The sequence below is a fragment of the Xanthomonas sp. D-99 genome (assembly GCF_017746145.1).
GTDB classification, from domain to species: domain Bacteria; phylum Pseudomonadota; class Gammaproteobacteria; order Xanthomonadales; family Xanthomonadaceae; genus Xanthomonas; species Xanthomonas cissicola.
Genome location: NZ_JAGHWU010000072.1, coordinates 1 through 18,314, shown reverse-complemented (window position 1 = coordinate 18,314; position 18,314 = coordinate 1). Strand labels below are relative to the sequence as shown.

Sequence of the window (18,314 nt, the reverse complement as noted above, 5' to 3'; positions counted from 1 at the left end):
CTGCTGGCTCTGCCCCCCGGCAGCACGGCATTGCGGACAGGCTATTGCCTGCCCTCGCTCATTCCCAGCATCGATCCGCACGCCCCTTGAGCGTTGCACTGCGCGGGCAGTTGCGCGGCGCAATGCGTCCGGCCTCGCGTTCGATCAAACGTTTGCTGCCGTTGCTGTCGCGTTGCAGTTCGAACGCGTCGTAGAGACGTCCGGTGGCTGTGCGCGATTCGTACACCAGATGCTGGCTGTCCAGACGCAGCACCTGATAGAGCTGGGTGTCTTCGCCCACCGGGCGCATGGTGGTGCGCGCCATGTCCGACAGGCGGTACTGCTTGGGCCCGGCGACCGAGACCACGAATACCGGCGTCGCCTGCCCGGCCGCATCGCCGCGCCGGCCATAGGTATGGTCGTGGCCCTGCAACACCAGATCCACCTTGTGGCGGCGGATCACCGGCAACACCTGCTCGACCAACTTTTCGTTTTCGCGATCGGCGCGCGGCGAGAAGAATGGCTGATGGATCAGCACGATCGACCAGGGATGCGGGTTGTCGGCCAGCACCTTGTCCAGCCACTGGGCCTGCGCCGGGCCGGTGCCCAGATCCAGCGCCGAGGTGCCGTCGAGCACGGCAACGCGCACGCCCTGGTAGTCGAACCAGTAGCTGGTGCGCGCGGCGGCCGAAGGTCCGTTGCGCGGCAATGCAAAGGTCACCGGCCAATGACTGCCGAGGACGCGTGTGGCCTGTGGCGTGTCCTCGCCTTCTTCGTGGTATTCGTGATTGCCCGGCGCCGGCGCCACTGCAGTGCCTTCCAGCAGCCAGCGCCCTGCCTCGAACCATTCGGCCCATTCGTTGTCGTCCTGGCCGTCCTTGCCGCTGACCAAGTCGCCAGCGAACAAGGCCAACCGCGCGTCCGGTGCCGAGCGCCAGGCCTGGCGGATCACCCGCGAGACCAGACTGAGGTTCTTGTTCTGGGTATCGCCGAAATACAGCAAGGTCAGCGGCGTGGTGGCTGTGGCAGCCGTGCGGAAGTGATTCCATGCGCCCCAGGTCCCCTGCCCCTGTACGCGGTACGCGTACATCGTGTCCGGCTGCAGCCCATCGACATCGGCGCGATGGTGATGCGAGCTGCCGTTTTCGCCAGCGAGCGTCAGCGTGCTCGCCCGAATGCGTCGGGGCGTGCCCACATCCGGCGAATCGCCGGCGACCACCAGTTCCAGCCAGGGCCTCTCGACGCTGGCATCGGTGCGCCAGGCCACGGCAAACCCGGTGGCCGCGTCCTGCGCCGGGGAGGCGACGATGCGGTCCGGGAAGCCGTCGGCAACGTAATGGCTAGAACCTGCCGGCACCTGCGTATTGGGTTCGGCAGCGCGGTCGGCCGCCGATGCGAAAACGCTCGTGGTTGCGATCGCTGCCAGCAACGCAGAGATCGATGCGCGCGCGGCCATCATGGCGTGCACTCCTTCAGGCGCAATGTCCGCGCGATATCGCGCCAATCGAACGCGGCCACCGCCTGGTCGTCATGCAACGCGTAGAACACGCCACCCGGAAAGCGCGCATCGCTGCGTTGATCCAGCCACACGCCATCGGTGTTGGCGGTAACGCGGCCGGCAAAGGCGCCGACATGCGCCAACGTCTTGCGATCGAAGACCTGGAACACGCTGCGGTCCTTGAACTGATCGGTGGCGATCCAGTAGCCGCTACCGTCGCTGCACGCGAACAGGCCGATGCCCTCGGCCTGCGCCTTGAACACCCCGGCGCCCACGTTGCGGCCGCGATACCGCCCGTCCATGCCGTAATCGCGCAACTGGGTGCCCACGGCCACGTCTTCTTCGGCAATCATCAGCCGCGCATTGGCTTCATCGCCGAACACCGATTCGGCAATCCGCACCGCGCCCGCTTCGCTGGTATCGCCGAAACTCTGCGTCAAGCGTGCCTGCCAGCCCTGCCCTGCGGCATTGAGTTGATAACGCCGAAAGCGCTGGCCAAGCTCGGCCAGCGGCGGCGGCAGATCCTTGTTGGCCGGCGACATGTAGTTGTCGCTGACCACCGCCTCGTAGCCGCCATCGTGCTTGCGTACCCACAGGCCGTAGGGCTCGCGCAATTCGTTCTGGCCAAACGCCGTCACCGGCGTGAGATCGGGCAAGGAGAAGACCTGCACGCGCCGGTTGTCGCGCTCCACCACGAACACCAGGTCATCGACTACCGAAATGCCATTGGGGCGGTCGAGTTTGCCCAGGGCCTTGCCCTTGCCGCCGACCACCCGCAGCCGCTTGCCGCTGTCGCCGTCGAACACCACCAGCGCATGCGTGCCCTTGGCCGTGGCGATCACCCAGCGGCGGCCATCGGGCGCCATCCAGCTGGCCGGCGAATCCAGGTTGTCCGATGGCGTCAGCGCGGTGATGAAGGCTTCCGGCACCACTTCGTGCGCAACCCTGGCTTCGCTGAGCAAGGGATCTTTCAGCAGCGCTTCGTCGGCTTCGCGGCCGGCCGGAGCGCTGGCGCAACCGACCAATGCGGCGGCGGCGGACAACAGCGTGATCTGCACAACGGTGCGTAGTGCGATCACAACGCCACCTTCAGGCCAAGCGCATAGGTGCGGCCGTACTCTTCATTCTGCAGGGTGCGCGAGCGGATGCCCTGATACAGCTCCAACGGCTCATCCAGCAGGTTCTGCGCTTCCAGATACAGGCTGACGTGGCTGTTGAATTGATAGTTCATGCTGAAATCCAGCTGCGTGTGTGGGGCAACGTAGATATCGTACGCACGGCTCTGCCCGATGGTGTCCAGATATTGGCTGCGATACACCGCCGCCACGCGCGCACTGAACCCGTATTTCTCGTAGCCCAGGTGGCCGCTGTAGATGCGCTTGGACGAACGCGGCAAGGTGAAGTCATCGCCGGCACGATTTTCCAGGCCCGGATTGAAATCGCTATCCAGCGCCGTGGCGCTGGCACCAACCAGAAAGCCATTCCAGCCATCGGGCAGGAAGTCCAGGGTCTGCTGCCAATTGAATTCCGCGCCGCGCACCTTTGCGGAGTCGCCATTGATCGAGCGTGTGACCTGCAGGCCGGGAAATTCCGCATCATCGGTATTGATGGTCTGCACGATGTAGTCGTCGATCGACTTGTGGAACACGCCCAGCGAGATCACGCCGGTACTGCCGATGTATTTCTCGAACGACAGGTCCAGATTCTGCGAGCGGTACGGATCGAGATCGGGGTTGCCCAGACTCACCTCGTTATCGCCACGGTTGATGCTCACGCGCGGCGACACATCGCCGAACGCCGGGCGCGACAAGGTCTTGTTGGCCGCAAAGCGCAGCACCCAGTCATTGCCACTGTCGTAACGCAGATGCAGGCCGGGCAGCACGTTGGTGTAGCTGCTGGAAGCCTCGCGCGGCGTCACCGTGGCGGTGCGGCCATTGGCCGCCACGTCCACCTGGTTGCCGGTGGCATCGAACTGCGTATTTTCCACGCGCACGCCGGCGATCATGCGCAGCGCACCGATGTCCCAGGTGCCCATCGCATAGGTGGCGAAGACATCTTCGATGGCTTTGTAGTCGTCCTGCAGCGAGGTCTGCAGATTGCCGCCCACATCTTGCGGGCGTGCACTGTACAGATCGCCGGAGGTGTTCCAGTAACGGCGCATGCCGTCCGAGCCGATGCTCTGGCCCAAGGTGCCGCCACGGTGTTCGGGCGCGGCGGTGGTCCAGTCGCTCAGGTCGATGGCCGGCCCACGACGCAGTTCGCTCTCGTCCACGTTGACATCGCGCTCGCGCCAGCGGCCGAGCACACCCATCTTCAGGCTGGAATGTTCGCCATCGAAGCGCACATTGATCTGCGCGCTGCGTTCGCTGTCGTCCACCTGCGTGGGCGCAATCACGAAGCGATCGAATACGAAATCTTCGTTGCTCTGCCAACCGTTGTCGGAGAAGCCCAGCTTTGGAATGCCACTACGCTGATCCACCGTGGCCGCCAGATCGTCGCCGTCGTAATTGAAGCGCGCTTCCTTTTCATCGTTCACGCGTTCGCGGGTCTTGGTGTAGCCCAGCTTGTAATCCACGGTGGCAGCGCTCAGGCGGTTCTCGCCACCCACGCTCAACGCCATGGTGTCTTCCTTCTTGGTGCGGTAGCGCACGCGCTTGGAAATGCTGTCGGCTGGCAGGTCGGCCACGGTATAGGTGCCGTCGCCATTGGCGCTGACGTCGCCATCGCTCAGACCGAAGATGGTGCGCTGACGCGTTTCGGCATCGTCGAAGCGGCTGTAGAGCGTGCGCAGGTAGTAGCGGTTATCCGCGTCCGGGCGCCAGTCCAGATTGAGGTTCGCGCCCATGCGGGTGCGTTCGATGAAGTATTTGCGGCGCTGCACTTCGCCGGCGAACAGATCGTCGTCCGCGCCACCGTCAAAGGTGTCGTAGGCCACTTCGGTATTGTCCGATTCGAACTCGCGGTCCTGGTAGTTCACACCCACCGCCACCCCGAAGGTGTCGTTGAAGATGTCGCTGTAGTTGAACGCACCCTTCGGGCTGGTCTTGCCCGACAGCGATTGGTGGCTGGCTTCGATGGAGCCGCGCAACGTGCGTCCGTCGCGATCGAAGGCGGAGGTGGATTCCACCTGGATCGCGCCGCCGATGGAGTCGCCCGGCATGTCCGGGGTCGGCGACTTGACCACCTTCAGGCGCTCGGTGGAATCGGAAGGAATCACGTCCAGCGGTGCCGAGCGCGTGCCGTCTTCCGGCGTGCCCATGGTCATGCCGTCGATGGTGACGCTGTTGAGCGACGAATCCAGGCCGCGGATGACGACAAAGCGCCCTTCGCCCTGGTCGCGGGTGACGCTGACGCCGGGCAGGCGCTGCAAGGATTCTGCAACATTCTTGTCCGGGTAACGTCCCATCGCATCGGAGGCGACGGCGTCCTGGATGGCATCGGAGGCGCGTTTGAGATCGACGGCGCGCTCCTGCGCTTCCAGCTGCGGGCGCACTTCCAGCCGCTCCAGGTCGATTGCCGCAGCGTTGGCAGCGCCACCGGTGGCCGCACCCTCGGCCGCGTGCACCAGCGGGCTCCACGTGGCCGCAGCCAACGTCAGCGTGATCGCCAGGCAGAGCGGAGTCTTGTTCAACACGGGTGCTTCCCCAATCGGTTAAGAATGGGTGGGCACACTATGTCTACGACGTTTCACTGACATGACATATGCATCAGCCATCACACCCGAAGTGTGGCGACACACCGCGCGGCTGCGGCACACTGTGCCCCTCTCCCGCCTGCCGCCACCCATGAAAATCGTCGAAGTCCGCCACCCCCTCGTCCAGCACAAGATCGGCCTGCTGCGCGATGCCGCCTTGAGCACCAAGGGCTTCCGCGAACTGGTCACCGAACTGGGCACGCTGCTGGCCTACGAGGCCACCGCCAATCTGGACACCGAATCGCACACCCAGCCGGGCTGGGCCGGCCCGGTGACGGTGCAGCGCATTGCCGGCGCAAAGATCACCTTGGTACCGATCCTGCGCGCCGGTCTGGGCATGCTCCCCGGTGTATTGGCACTGATTCCTGCCGCACGCGTGAGCGTGGTCGGTCTGCAGCGCGATGAAGAAACCCTGCAGCCGGTGCCCTATTTCGAACGCCTCACTGGCCGCCTGGAAGAACGCGACGCACTGATCCTGGATCCGATGCTGGCCACCGGCGGCACCCTGATCGCCACCATCGACATGCTCAAGCGCGCGGGCGCACGGCGCATCAAGGGCATCTTTCTGGTCGCTGCGCCGGAAGGCCTGAAGGCGCTGGAAGCGGTGCATCCGGATGTCGAGGTCTATACCGCGGCCATCGACGACCACCTCAACGACAAGGGCTACATCCTGCCCGGCCTGGGCAATGCAGGCGACCGGATCTTTGGGACGCGGCTGGAGTGAGTTCACCCACCGCGGTGCGCTGGCCAAAGACGATGCAGTGATCGGTATTCAAGCCGCTCTCCTGCGGGGTGACACGGCACCGCTTGCGCGCCATTGGCGCGCGTGCCTCGGAGCGCGGGCCGGGGGTTGGGGTAAGGTGCGGCGAGCGACGCTGTCGGCGATTGCCTTCCGACGCCGCGTCGCGACGCGTTGTCATGTCAGGCAGCGGCAGCTCGCTGAGGCGCCCTCATCCGGCGCTAGGCGCCATCTTCTTCCGACGGGAGTAAGGAGCAGCTGCGGCATCAGCTCGAAGAACGGCGCCTCAGTGCGTCGACGCCTCGATCGCCGCGCTCACATACACCAGCGGCGCATTCCAGTTGATCGCCACCTCGTTGGTGGAGTAGCTGCAGAAGTTGTCCAGGTACGACAACGCCGGCCGCTTGGAGGGATACGGCACCTTGCACTCCTTGGCATCCTGCTGCCCCGGCTGCGGGCCGCCGACCAGCCAACCCGGCACCGGCGCTTCGATACCATCGGCCTCGGAGGGGCGGTGATGGATATGCATCGGGGTGCGCTTGCCTATTCCCGTAACGAAGGACAGCCCCAGCGGATTGCGGCCCAGGATGTAGTCCAACTGCGATTGCGCCGCATCCAGAAATTGCCGCTGCTGCGTCAGCCGGTAGCCCTGTAGCAGCATCATCGCGCGGTTGAGCACCCCTGCATTGCTGCCCCACACGAAATCGCTGTCGTTCATCGCCAGCCGCCATGCCGATGATTGCCAGGTGTCGGCCAACTGCTGTGCCAGCCCGGTAATCTCCCGTGCGATCCGCGCGCGATCGGCATGCGGCGTGAGTCGGTCCCGATGTCCGGCCAGCGACATCCAGGCCAGGCCACCGACATTGCCCCACGACGGCACGGTGGCCGGCACGTTGCGCGCGATCATCGCGTCGTAGAACCCATCCTCGCCGGTGGCGATGTACAACTCGGCCGCCGCCCAGGCGAACTCGTCGTCCAGGTGTGCATCGTCGTAACCGCCGGTGCGCACGTCGCTGGGCTGCTGGTAGATCACATCCGGATGCTGCTTCGCCCACGCCCACGCAGCCAGCGAGGCTTTCGACATGCGCGCCGACAGACCTGGATACTGCTTTTCAAACGGCGCATACACGCGGCTGGCCACGGCCATCACTGCCGCGAAGTCCAAGCTCGCGGCGGTGGTCTTCATCACCACGTAGCGCTGCTGCGTGGCCCGATCCGGCATCACCAAGCCATCGAACTGCTTGTCGGTGAGCTTGTGGTACACGCCGCCATCGGCCGGGTCCTGCATGGCGAGCATCCAGTCCAGATTCCACCAGGCCTCCTGCAGGATGCCGGGCACGCCGGGCGCATCGTCGGGGATGGTCAGCGGTTTGGATTTGAAGAACGCCGGATACTGCTCGTAGGCCGCCAGCAAGGTGTAGGTGCTGATGCCGGAATTGACGACGTACTTGTTGTAGTCGCCCGCGTCGTACCAACCTTTGGGCGCGCTGATCAGGCTATCGGTTGGACGCGTCGCAGACGCTGCGGACGGATGGATGCGCACCTGCGTATCCGGGTGCCCGGCCGCGCGCGCATAGCGCCCGGCGTAGCGTGCCGGCAGTGCGGTGCTGGCACGGTTGAAGTAGAACGCCTTCAACGCTGCATCGACCAGGGGCTGATAGGCATGCGCGTCGATGGCGAAGGTCTCCGATGCCGGCAGCCCGTCGACCTTCAACCGATAGGTCCCGGCCGCACGCAGCCCGGAAAAATCCGCCACCCGCGCCTGCTGACCGGCCGGCGACCACAGCGCGGCCGGCTGCAGGGTCGCCTGCAACACGCTGCGTCCCTGTGCATCTTCGACCGTGAAGCGGTCCGAACGGTTCGCCGCGCCCTGCTGCGGCAGCCCGACGATTGCCAGTTTTGCCGAGCCCGGCAGATAGCCCAGCTGGTTGACGTGGATGGCGTCGCTGACCGCTACGGCCTCCTGCCTGCCGGGCGTCTCGGCAGCGCAGGCGAGCACGGGCGGAACGAGCATCAGGCTGGTGAGCAGAGTCTTGAAGATAGTCATGCCGCGATGGTCGCCGCATTATCTTGCAGCGACAAGTCCAATGCTGGCATAGCCGATGCGTCAATCCGCATCGCTGCGGTAATGCGCCCGATGCACGGATCACATCGCACGCAGCCACGCCGAGCTCATCATCACTGCATGCCATCGATCAACTGCATGCTTGGCTGGCGGCAAACGCGCCACCCCGGGCAACCACGGTCGCATTGCATCTGCGGCGATTGATCGAAACAACGAACAACGCCCGGCGGCGTTGCCGGCTACGGGCGTCAACGCAATGGGCTTCACACCTCAGTGTGCCGCAGCGTCCAACTGCACTTGCGCCTTGCCCACCGGGTTGCGCGGGTCGCTGCCGCCGCTGAGCACGTTGCTGCGCTTGTCCCACTCCACCGTTTGCAGGTTGCCCCATACATGGCTGGAGCCGCGGCCGCCTTCGGCGGTGTCGCCTGGCAATTCCAGCGCATGCCCCATCGCTTGCAGACCCTTGGCGGTCTGCGCCGAAAACGCGTCGGTCTCGGCCTCGATCACGTCCGGCAGCCACTGGTGGTGATAACGCGGCAAGGCGCTGACCGCCTGTGCATCCAGGCCGGCGTCGTAACCCAGGACGCCGAGCAGCACCATGGTGATGATGCGGCTGCCGCCCGGGGTGCCGAGCACGATCGCCTTGTCGGCCGATTCCATGAAGGTGGGCGTCATCGAGCTGAGCATGCGCTTGCCCGGCTTGGGCGCGTTGGCGGCGTAGCCCATCACGCCGAACGCGTTCGGAGTACCGGGCTTGAGCGCGAAGTCGTCCATCTCGTTGTTGAGCAGCACGCCGGTGCCCTTGGGAATCAGGCCCGAGCCGTACAGCAGGTTCACCGTCTGGGTAGCGCCGACGCGGTTGCCTTCGCCATCGATGATGGAAAAGTGCGTGGTCTCATCGTCTTCCAGCGGCGTGGGGTTGCCCGACAGCAGATCGCTGGGGGTGGCCTTGTCCGGATTGATGGTGGCACGCAGGCCTTGCGCGTAATCCTTGCTGGTCAGCACGCGCTGCGGCACGTCCACAAAGTCCGGGTCGCCCAGGAAAAAGGTGCGATCCCGGTAGGCGCGGCGCATCGACTCCACCACCAGATGGGTGCGATGCACATCATCGAGCGTGTTCAAGTCCCAGCCTTCCAGGATCTGCAGCATCGCCGCCAGCGCGATACCACCGGACGACGGCGGCGGCGCAGTGGTGATCTTCCAGCCGCGGTAATCGAACTGGATCGGCGCGCGCTCCTTGACCCGATAGCCGGCCAGCTCGGCCGCGCTCCACTGACCGCCGGCCTGCTTCACGCCGGCCAGCAGCTTCCTGGCCGTCTCGCCCTTGTAGAAGCCGTCGAAGCCCTTGTCGCCGAGCAGCTGCAGCGTCTGCGCCAGCTCCGGCTGCTTGAAGATCTCGCCTTCGGCAATGGGCTTGCCGCCGCGCAGATACACCTCGCGCGTACCGGGGTAACGCTCCATCACTTCGCGCCGCGAGGCATAGCCGTTGGCCATGCGCGCGTAGACCGGAAAACCTTGCGTGGCGATGCGGATCGAGGGCGCCAGCGACTGCTTCAGCGGCAACCGGCCGTGCTTGGCAGCCAGCTCCACCAGTGCCGCCGGCAGACCCGGAATGCCGGCCGACCACGGGCCGTTGACCGAACGGTCGCGGTCCAGCTCGCCTTTCTTGTCGAGAAATTGCGCCTCGGTGGCCGACGCGGGCGCGGTCTCGCGCGTGTCCAGCATCACGTCCTTGCCGGTCTTGGCGTCGTGCAGCAGGAAAAACCCGCCGCCGCCCAGCCCCGAGCTGATCGGCTCGACCACCGCCAGCGTGGACGACACCGCCACCGCGGCATCGAACGCATTCCCGCCTTCGCGCAGGATCTGCAGGCCGGCATCGGTGGCCAGGGCATGGCCGCTGGCGATCGCCGCGCCGGGCGGGTGCGCGGCAACCGCTGCGGTGGTGGCCGTCGCCGGCTTGGCGGCATCGGCGCACCAGGCCGCTGGCGCCAGCACAAGGGCCAGCAGCAACACGCCGCGCGAAGAAAAACGTCGGGAAAAAGTGCTCACGGGGCGGGGGGCTCCTGTTCGTACAGTTCGGGATGATCGCGCTGCAACTTCATCAGCTTGGCCAGCAACTGATCATGGGTTTCCGGAATGGCCGGATCCGGGTCGATGCATTCGACCGGGCACACCACCACACATTGCGCTTCGTCGAAATGGCCCACGCACTCGGTGCAACGTGCCGGATCGATGACGTAGATGGTTTCGCCCATCGAGATGGCCTGATTCGGGCACGCCGGCTCGCAGACGTCGCAGTTGACGCAGAGCTCGTTGATTTTCAGAGACATATCGGCACTACGATGCGACGCGACACAGCGCGCTGCAACCGCAGGCGCTGGAACGCAATGTACTGCCGCAGCGCGGCGCACGTGGCGCGCAGCGACAGATGGACAACGGCGTGGGCGCTGTCGGACGCCGGCCTGACGCGGCCGGCCCCGGTGGAGTGCGAACTCGGCAGCATGGTGCATTCCCAGGCTGCGGCCGGATGCGCCCTCCCGCGCACCCGGCCTGGTACGGCATTACTTGGCTTCAACGAAGATGTATTCCGCGCCCTTGGGCTGGACGATGGTCTGCACACGGGCGTTATCGGCGGCGTTGCCGATGAACAGCACGCGCACACCCTTCATCGAGTCCGGTGCCACGTCCTTGAACGCTGCATCGATCAGGTCGGCCATCTTGCTGGACGCCGACGAACCGAAGGCCAGCATGTTGCCCGGTTGCACGCCGCGCGCCAGTGCGGTCTTGACGCTCTCCAGCTGACGCTCGTAGCTGCCGGCAAATTCGGCATCGGACTCCGGCGGCAAGTAGTACAGGAACGGGCTGTTGGTGGTGGTGCCCAGGTTCTGGCCGACCACTTCCTGCAGGTACTTCTTCCAGCCGGCGTTGTCGTCCTTGGCCGGTGCGGTCAACGGGGCCGGCGCGGCGGCAGCGGTCGGCGCCGGCTCTTCCTTCTTGCAGGCGGTGACCGCCAGAGCGGCGATCGAAGCGAGCGCCAGAGCGCGCATGGTGTGTTTCATGAAACTCCTCCCTTTGAAATGCGTGTGGTGATGTAACTGCAACTGATCAGGCCTGCGCGCGGGACTGCCGCACCTGCCGCAACGCTTCGACAACCGATGCCGGCACGAAGCCGGACACATCCCCGCCCAGCCGCGCGATTTCGCGCACCAGCGAGGACGAGATGAAGCTGTATTGCTCGGCCGGGGTAAGAAACAGCGTTTCCACCTCCGGGATCAGATGGCGGTTCATGCTGGCCATCTGGAATTCGTATTCGAAGTCGGACACCGCCCGCAGGCCGCGCAGCAGCACGCCGGCGCCCATCTCGCGCACGAAATGGGCAAGCAGGGTATCGAAGCCGCGCACTTCCACGTTGGCATGCGCCGCCAGCGCTTCCTGGGCCAGCGCCACCCGGCGCTCCAGCGACAACGCCGGGCCCTTGGAGGGGCTGTACGCCACGCCCACCACCACCCGCTCGAACAACGGCGCGGCGCGATTCACCAGGTCGATATGCCCATTGGTGATCGGGTCGAAGGTACCGGGATAGACAGCGGTGCGGCTATTGGCAACGCTCATACGGAGACTACCGGGGTCGGATCGCTCTTCAGTGTAGCAGCGGCCCGGCGGTACAGCGCATAGCGCACCTCACGGGTGGCGCCCTCGCGGTGCAGGTGCCAGCCTGCCGGCAGCGGCGGCGGCGCATCGGCGGGCGCTTCCAGGTAGAGCCAGGCGTCGGCGGCCACATGCGCCGGCAGGCACTCCAGCACAGCCGGCCACAGGCCGGCCGCGAACGGCGGGTCCACGAACACGATATCGGCCAACGCTGCGGGTGCACGCTCCAGCCAGCGCAGCGCATCTTCCTGCAGCACCTGCACCTGGGTGGCGGCGTCGAGCCGGGCAACGTGCTCGCGCAGCCGCTGCACCAGGCCGGGGTCGCGTTCGATCAGGGTGGCATGCGCAGCGCCGCGCGACACTGCCTCCAGGCCCAGCGCGCCCGAGCCGGCGAACAGATCCAGCACGCGCGCGCCGGGCAGGCGCGGCATCAACCAGTTGAATACCGTTTCGCGCACGCGGTCGCTGCTGGGGCGCAGGCCGGGCAAATCCGGCACTGCCAGCCTGGTATTGCGCCAGCGCCCGCCGACGATGCGCACTTGCCCTTCCGTGCCACGTGGCGCCGGCCGCGGCGGGCGGCTCATCGCCACGCACCTGTCGATGGTGGGCGGGTGCAGCACGGCAGCAGCGCAGTTGGCGACATGGCTCAAGGCAGGACGAATGGCCGGCCATGATACCGCTGCCGTTGCTGCAGCCGCCCTCCCCCGCACCGGCCGCCACGCGCGGGACATGCGTGCAGGCCGCCTTGAAAAATCGGCAGAAGCCCGCATCCCCCAGGCCATCGGCCGCGTTGCGGCCTGGACCACCACGGAGCACGACCCCAATGACCGTTGAAACCGATAAGCAGACGCTCGGCTTCCAGACCGAGGTCAAGCAGCTGCTGCAGCTGATGATCCATTCGTTGTACTCGAACAAGGAAATCTTCCTGCGCGAGCTGGTCTCCAATGCCGCCGATGCCGCCGACAAGCTGCGCTTCGAAGCCTTGGTCAAGCCCGAGCTGCTGGAAGGCAGCGGCGAGCTGCGCATTCGCGTCGACTACGACAAGGACGCGCGCACCGTCACCATCGACGACAACGGCATCGGCATGAGCCGCGAGGATGCGGTCTCGCACCTGGGCACCATCGCCAAGTCCGGCACTGCCGATTTCCTCAAGCACCTGAGCGGCGACCAGAAGAAGGACGCCAACCTCATCGGCCAGTTCGGCGTGGGCTTCTATAGCGCTTTCATCGTCGCAGACCAGGTGGACGTGTATTCGCGTCGCGCCGGCCTTCCGGCCAGCGAAGGCGTGCATTGGTCCTCGCGCGGCGAGGGCGAATTCGAGGTCGCCAGCGTCGACAAGCCCGAGCGCGGCACCCGCATCGTGCTGCACCTGAAGGAAGGCGAAGAATCGTTCGCCGATGGCTGGACGCTGCGCGGCATCCTCAAGAAATACTCCGACCACATCGGCCTGCCGATCGAGATGCGCAAGGAGCATTACGGCGATGAGGCCGACAAGCCGGCAGAGCCGGAGTGGGAAGCGGTCAACCGCGCCAGTGCGCTGTGGACGCGCCCCAAGTCCGAGATCAAGGACGAGGAGTATCAAGAGTTCTACAAGCACATCGCCCACGACGCGGGCAACCCGCTGGCGTGGAGCCACAACAAGGTCGAAGGCAAGCTGGAATACACCTCGCTGCTGTTCGTACCAGGCCGCGCGCCGTTCGACCTGTACCACCGCGATTCGGCCAAGGGCCTGAAGCTGTACGTGCAGCGCGTTTTCATCATGGACCAGGCCGAGCAGTTCCTGCCGCTGTACCTGCGTTTCATCAAGGGCGTGGTGGATTCGTCGGACCTCTCGCTCAACGTCTCGCGCGAAATCCTGCAGTCCGGCCCCGTGGTCGACTCGATGAAGTCGGCGCTGACCAAGCGCTCGCTGGACATGCTGGAGAAGCTGGCCAAGGACAAGCCTGAGGACTACGCGACTTTCTGGCGCAACTTCGGCCAGGCATTGAAGGAAGGCCCGGCCGAGGATTATGCAAACCGCGAAAAGATCGCTGGCCTGCTGCGTTTTTCGTCCACGCACGACACCACCGGCGCGCAGAGCGTGGGCCTGGCCGATTACGTCAGCCGGTTGGCCGAAGGCCAGGACAAGCTGTATTACCTCACCGGCGAGAGCTACGCGCAGATCAAGGACAGCCCGCACCTGGAGGTGTTCCGCAAGAAGGGCATCGAAGTGCTGCTGCTCACAGACCGCATTGACGAATGGCTGATGAGCTACCTCACCGAATTCGACGGCAAGTCGTTCGTGGACGTGGCCCGCGGCGACCTGGACCTGGGCAAGCTGGATTCGGAAGAGGACAAGAAGGCGCAGGAAGACCTCGCCAAGTCCAAGGAAGGCCTGGCCTCGCGCATCAAGGCAACACTGGGCGACGACGTGGCCGAAGTACGCGTCTCGCACCGCCTGACCGATTCCCCCGCCATCCTGGCGATTGGCCAGGGCGACCTGGGCCTGCAGATGCGCCAGCTGCTGGAAGCCAGCGGCCAGGCGGTGCCGGAAAGCAAGCCGGTATTCGAATTCAACCCCACCCACCCGCTGATCGAAAAGCTGGATGCGGAAGCCGACATGGATCGCTTCGGTGACCTGAGCCGGGTGTTGTTCGATCAGGCTGCCCTGGCCGCCGGCGATAGCCTGAAGGATCCTGCGGCGTATGTGCGGCGGTTGAATAAGTTGTTGCTGGAGTTGTCGGTGTAAGCGCCGGCACCAGACGAAAACGTGAAACGCAACACCCTCTCCCCTCCCGGGAGAGGGTGTGCGGTGAGGGTAGGAGTGCGAAGCACGTGCGCGGAATTTGACCGGCTTGAATGCCGGTCTTTGCGTTTTGGCATTCTGTATTGTACCGAGCAATATGGGAAGCCTTGCCGCTTGCGAGGACGCAAACACCTCCTCCTTGCCCGATGGATCCGGGAATCCCAAAAGGGGGACAACGCCCCAACCACCTGGGGCAGATGGTGCTAGACGCCTGCCGCGATCTCTGGCCCTTGCTAATCCGAGCAGGATTTGATGTAAATTTTCGTCCGCACATACCTATCGCCGCAGCACTGTTGCTCGGCGGTTGCATAGATATTCCTGGGGAAAAATTTGAACCGCATTTTGCTAGTTGTAATTTTTTCCGCGATAGCGCTCTTCGCCCTGCCAACTAGCGTTGCGCATGCACAGACGTATTCAACACAAGCCGCTGCCTATGTAGCATGTCTAGATAATGCAAAGCTGAACTATGAGGCGAGGATTATTCCTTACCAAGCGAAGGAGTTCCGGTGTCAACTCATCGTCCCGCATTCAAGTACCTATACTGGCGCCATTTTCCTTAAACAGTGCGAAAATTGTCCGTACGACTGGAGTGTCGGTTACGGAGATTTCAGGTGGCCAACCACTCCCTTCAAGCCGGAGCTAAACCTCGGGCCAGGCCAATGCGAGGCGAAAGGTACGCATGTGGGCAACCCGATCAACGTGGCCACCGGTAACAAGTTTCAACAGGCCGTCGATATCGATGATCGCTCCGGACTTGGCTTTGTCCGCTACTACAATAGTTCCGCAATCAGCTCGGATACTGCGATTGGGATCGGATGGACACATAGCTATGCGTCCAGAATCGTTTTCCCCAGCGATAGTTCCAGTGGCAAGATTGTCTATGCGCAGCGCGCTAACGGCAGATCAATCACGTTCTTTTGGCAACCCAATGGAACGTGGTTACCTGACGGCGGGCAGACCAGCGCTCTGGTCGAAGCGCGCGATGCGAACGGCACGATCGTCGAATGGCACTTCAAGGAGCGCAAGGACGGCGCGACTGAGGCCTACGACCTGGCTGGCCGCTTACTGCGTATCGAGCCGCTCGATGGCCTGACGACCAAGTTGACCTACGCGACCGCCTCCACCCGGCTTCCGAGCCTGGTGACTTCCTGGCAAGGACGCGCAATCCAACTGCACTACGACACATCTGGCAGGGTGTCCGAAGTGATCGGCCCGGATGGCGGCATCCATGTGTATGCGTACGACTCGGCCAATCACCTGACGGCGGTTGCGCATCCTGGCGGCGGTACCGTCAGCTATCTCTACGGCGAGTCCACGCAGACCTCTGGCGCTTCGCTTGCGAATGTGCTCACCGGCATCGTCGATGAGACGGCTAAGCGGTATGCGACCTATCGCTACGATACCGAGCGCCGGGCAATCACATCGATGCATGGCGACAATCACGACCGTTACGATGTCACCTACATGGATAGCATGAACGTAAAAGTTGTCGAGCCTTCGGGCGCGTTGAACTATCGTTCCTTCACGACCTACAACGACATTCGCACGGCGACAAATAGCGCCAGGTCCTGTCCTGGCTGTACCACGTCCAGCGAAGCATGGAGCTATGACGAAAACGGGCATTTGAACGAATATCGCGATGGCGCGGGGAACATTACCGACCACGATCAGGACGCGTGTGGCAGGGATATGGTCCTGACCGAAGCCAAAGGCAGCCCAGAACAGCGCACGACGACCTATGTCAGGGATCAGACGCTTGGGCGGATCCTGGAAAGCACAACGCGCGACCTCTCTGGAAACAGCGTCAGGCACGGCACCTCCACATACAATCCGAGGGGCCAACGCACGGCCTCGCGCACCACTGATCCCAACGACAGCACCGAACGATTGTCCGTATCGTCCTACTGCGAACAGGCAGATCTGGACGCAGGACTCTGCCCGCAGAGGGGTCTATTGCTCTCCGTCGTCACGGGCGCACCGAATGCATCGCGCAGAGTCGACTACACTTATTACGCCACGGACGCCGCCGCCTGCGCCACAGCGCCTACCACCTGCGCTTACCGCAAAGGCGACCGATGGAAAATAACCAACGCCCTAGGCCAGACCACCGAATACCTCGCCTACGATGGCGCTGGCCGCCCGCTGTCCATCAAGGACGCCAACGGCATCGTCACCGACTACACCTATCACCCGCGCGGCTGGCTGACGGCCGCCAAGGTGCGTGGCGCCGATGCCTCCAGCGAGGCCGATGACCGCATCACCCGCATCGATTATTGGCCCACCGGCCTGGTCAGGCAGGTCACCCAGCCCGATGGCGCGTTCACTGCCTTCACCTACGATGCGGCGCATCGGCTGACCGACATTACCGACAACGCGGGCAATACCGTCCACTACACGCTCGACAACGCCGGCAATCGCATCAAGGAAGACACCAGCGATGCGTCGGGCACGTTGAAGCGCACGCTCTCGCGCGTGTACAACCAGCTCGGCCAGCTCAAGACCCAGGCCACCGCCGCCAGCGACCCGACCGACTTCGCGTACGACGCCAACGGCAACGCCACCACCGTGACCGATGCGTTGGCGACCGCGACGCAGAGCGAGTACGACCCGCTCAATCGCCTGTCCCGCACGCTGCAGGATGTGGCCGGCATCAAGGCCGACACGAAGTTCGCCTACGACGCACTCGACAACCTGACCAAGGTCACCGACCCCAAGGGCCTGGACACCACCTACGAGTACAACGGGTTCGGCGATCTGGTGAAACTCACCAGCCCGGACACCGGCGTCACCAGCTACGCCTACGACAGCGCCGGCAACCGCGCCAACCAGACCGATGCGCGCGGCAACACCACCGCCTACAGCTACGACGCGCTCAATCGCCTGACCAAGGTCACCTACCCCACCACCAGCCTCAACGTCACCTACACCTACGACGCGACGCAGACGGCCTGCACCAGCGGCGAGACGTTTTCGATCGGCCGCCTGACCAAGATGCAGGGCGGCGGCGCCATCACCCAGTACTGCTACAACCGCTTCGGCGATCTGGTGCGTAAGGTGCAGACCAGTAACGGCACCGCGTTGGTGCTGCGTTACGACTACACCATCGGCGGCCAGTTGCGGCGGATGACCTATCCCGACGGGGCGGTGGTCGATTACGTGCGCAATGCGCAGGGCCAGACCACGCAGGTCGGCGTGACGGCCGCCGGCGGTAGCCGCCAGGTGCTTCTGGGCAATGCCACTTACTATCCATTCGGCCCGGCTGCCGGCTGGACCTACGGCAATGGCCGCACCCTCGCCCGCCGCTATGATCTGGACTACCGCCCGCAGGCGATCCAGGACACCCGCCCGGGCGGTCTTGACGTAGGCTTCGGCTTCGACCCGGCCGGCAACCTCACCGCACTGACGCCCGCAGGCAACACCACACCGGAAATCAGCCTGGGCTACGACGCCCTGGGCCGCCTCACAGCGCTCAAGGACGGCCGCACCGGCACGCTGATCGACGGCTACAGCTACGATGCCACCGGCAACACCACCGCCATCGGTGGCACCGCACGCCAGTACACTTACGACACCAGCGGCCGCATGACCCAAGCCCGCCGCGCCGGCGCGGTGACCATGAACTACCGCTACAACGGTAAAGGCGAGCAGATACGCCGCTTCCTCGGCACCACCAACACCTACACGCTCTACGATGAAGCCGGCCACTGGCTAGGCGACTACGACAGCAACGGCGCGCCCAAGCAGCAGGCGATCTGGCTGGACGACCTACCGGTCGGCCTGCTCGCCAACGCCAACAAACTGCACTACATCGAACCGGACCACTTGGGCAGCCCGCGCGTGGTGATCGACCCCACCCGCGATGTAGCGGTGTGGACATGGAGCTTGAAGGAAGGTCTGATCAACTCA

At 64.5% G+C, this 18,314-nt stretch carries 12 protein-coding genes; 3 read left to right on the top strand and 9 right to left on the bottom strand.

Annotation, left to right across the window (positions count from 1 at the left end; genetic code table 11):
* Window positions 1-58: 58 nt before the first annotated feature.
* Genes J7360_RS19085 through J7360_RS19075 form a run of 3 tightly spaced genes read right to left on the bottom strand, consistent with a single transcriptional unit; the run spans window position 59 to window position 5,111 of the window.
* Window positions 59-1,438, bottom strand: a complete 1,380-nt coding sequence (locus J7360_RS19085; RefSeq protein WP_209034509.1) for a metallophosphoesterase family protein — start codon at window positions 1,436-1,438, stop codon at window positions 59-61.
* Window positions 1,435-2,556 (bottom strand): phytase, encoded by a 1,122-nt coding sequence (locus J7360_RS19080; protein ID WP_042674623.1) that lies wholly within the window; start codon window positions 2,554-2,556, stop codon window positions 1,435-1,437. Before J7360_RS19080 ends, J7360_RS19085 begins: the two co-directional genes overlap by 4 nt.
* On the bottom strand, window positions 2,553-5,111 hold the full coding sequence (locus J7360_RS19075; RefSeq protein ID WP_209034507.1) for a TonB-dependent receptor: 2,559 nt from the start codon (window positions 5,109-5,111) through the stop codon (window positions 2,553-2,555). The genes J7360_RS19080 and J7360_RS19075 overlap by 4 nt, the downstream gene beginning before the upstream one ends.
* Window positions 5,112-5,262: 151 nt before the next feature.
* Here J7360_RS19075 and upp point away from each other — a divergent pair, with 151 nt between their 5' ends.
* The gene (upp, locus tag J7360_RS19070) at window positions 5,263-5,895 is read left to right on the top strand and encodes a uracil phosphoribosyltransferase (RefSeq protein WP_209034505.1); all 633 of its coding nucleotides are present in this window, start codon (window positions 5,263-5,265) and stop codon (window positions 5,893-5,895) included.
* A gap of 301 nt (window positions 5,896-6,196) precedes the next feature.
* Here upp and J7360_RS19065 read toward each other — a convergent pair whose 3' ends face one another.
* From J7360_RS19065 to rsmD, 6 genes are all read right to left on the bottom strand, one after another.
* Window positions 6,197-7,957, bottom strand: a complete 1,761-nt coding sequence (locus J7360_RS19065; RefSeq protein ID WP_209034503.1) for a glycoside hydrolase family 9 protein — start codon at window positions 7,955-7,957, stop codon at window positions 6,197-6,199.
* A 288-nt stretch (window positions 7,958-8,245) separates the two neighbouring features.
* A complete protein-coding gene (gene ggt / locus J7360_RS19060; RefSeq protein ID WP_057661370.1) occupies window positions 8,246-10,024 on the bottom strand; it encodes a gamma-glutamyltransferase in 1,779 nt (592 codons plus the stop codon).
* Window positions 10,021-10,305 (bottom strand): YfhL family 4Fe-4S dicluster ferredoxin, encoded by a 285-nt coding sequence (locus J7360_RS19055; protein ID WP_057661373.1) that lies wholly within the window; start codon window positions 10,303-10,305, stop codon window positions 10,021-10,023. Before J7360_RS19055 ends, ggt begins: the two co-directional genes overlap by 4 nt.
* A gap of 231 nt (window positions 10,306-10,536) precedes the next feature.
* Window positions 10,537-11,034: a hypothetical protein gene (locus tag J7360_RS19050; RefSeq protein WP_005931897.1), complete on the bottom strand. Its 498-nt coding sequence runs from the start codon at window positions 11,032-11,034 to the stop codon at window positions 10,537-10,539.
* Between the two features lie 46 nt (window positions 11,035-11,080).
* Window positions 11,081-11,587 (bottom strand): pantetheine-phosphate adenylyltransferase, encoded by a 507-nt coding sequence (gene coaD / locus J7360_RS19045; RefSeq protein ID WP_005917071.1) that lies wholly within the window; start codon window positions 11,585-11,587, stop codon window positions 11,081-11,083.
* A complete protein-coding gene (gene rsmD, locus J7360_RS19040; RefSeq protein ID WP_176215029.1) occupies window positions 11,584-12,273 on the bottom strand; it encodes a 16S rRNA (guanine(966)-N(2))-methyltransferase RsmD in 690 nt (229 codons plus the stop codon). Before rsmD ends, coaD begins: the two co-directional genes overlap by 4 nt.
* 173 nt (window positions 12,274-12,446) lie before the next feature.
* Between rsmD and htpG the strand changes: the two genes are divergently transcribed.
* Complete coding sequence (gene htpG / locus J7360_RS19035) at window positions 12,447-14,351, top strand: molecular chaperone HtpG (RefSeq protein WP_057661377.1); 1,905 nt, start codon at window positions 12,447-12,449, stop codon at window positions 14,349-14,351.
* Between the two features lie 738 nt (window positions 14,352-15,089).
* Window positions 15,090-18,314: DUF6531 domain-containing protein (locus tag J7360_RS19030; RefSeq protein WP_343237358.1), on the top strand; the 3,225-nt coding region annotated here is incomplete at its 3' end.

Bases quoted from the DNA above. Each gene is read 5' to 3' on its own strand.
- J7360_RS19085 (WP_209034509.1), bottom strand. From the start codon at position 1,438: ATGATGGCCGCGCGCGCATCGATCTCTGCGTTGCTGGCAGCGATCGCA.
- upp (WP_209034505.1), top strand. From the start codon at position 5,263: ATGAAAATCGTCGAAGTCCGCCACCCCCTCGTCCAGCACAAGATCGGC.
- J7360_RS19065 (WP_209034503.1), bottom strand. From the start codon at position 7,957: ATGACTATCTTCAAGACTCTGCTCACCAGCCTGATGCTCGTTCCGCCC.
- J7360_RS19055 (WP_057661373.1), bottom strand. From the start codon at position 10,305: ATGTCTCTGAAAATCAACGAGCTCTGCGTCAACTGCGACGTCTGCGAG.
- J7360_RS19050 (WP_005931897.1), bottom strand. From the start codon at position 11,034: ATGAAACACACCATGCGCGCTCTGGCGCTCGCTTCGATCGCCGCTCTG.
- coaD (WP_005917071.1), bottom strand. From the start codon at position 11,587: ATGAGCGTTGCCAATAGCCGCACCGCTGTCTATCCCGGTACCTTCGAC.
- htpG (WP_057661377.1), top strand. From the start codon at position 12,447: ATGACCGTTGAAACCGATAAGCAGACGCTCGGCTTCCAGACCGAGGTC.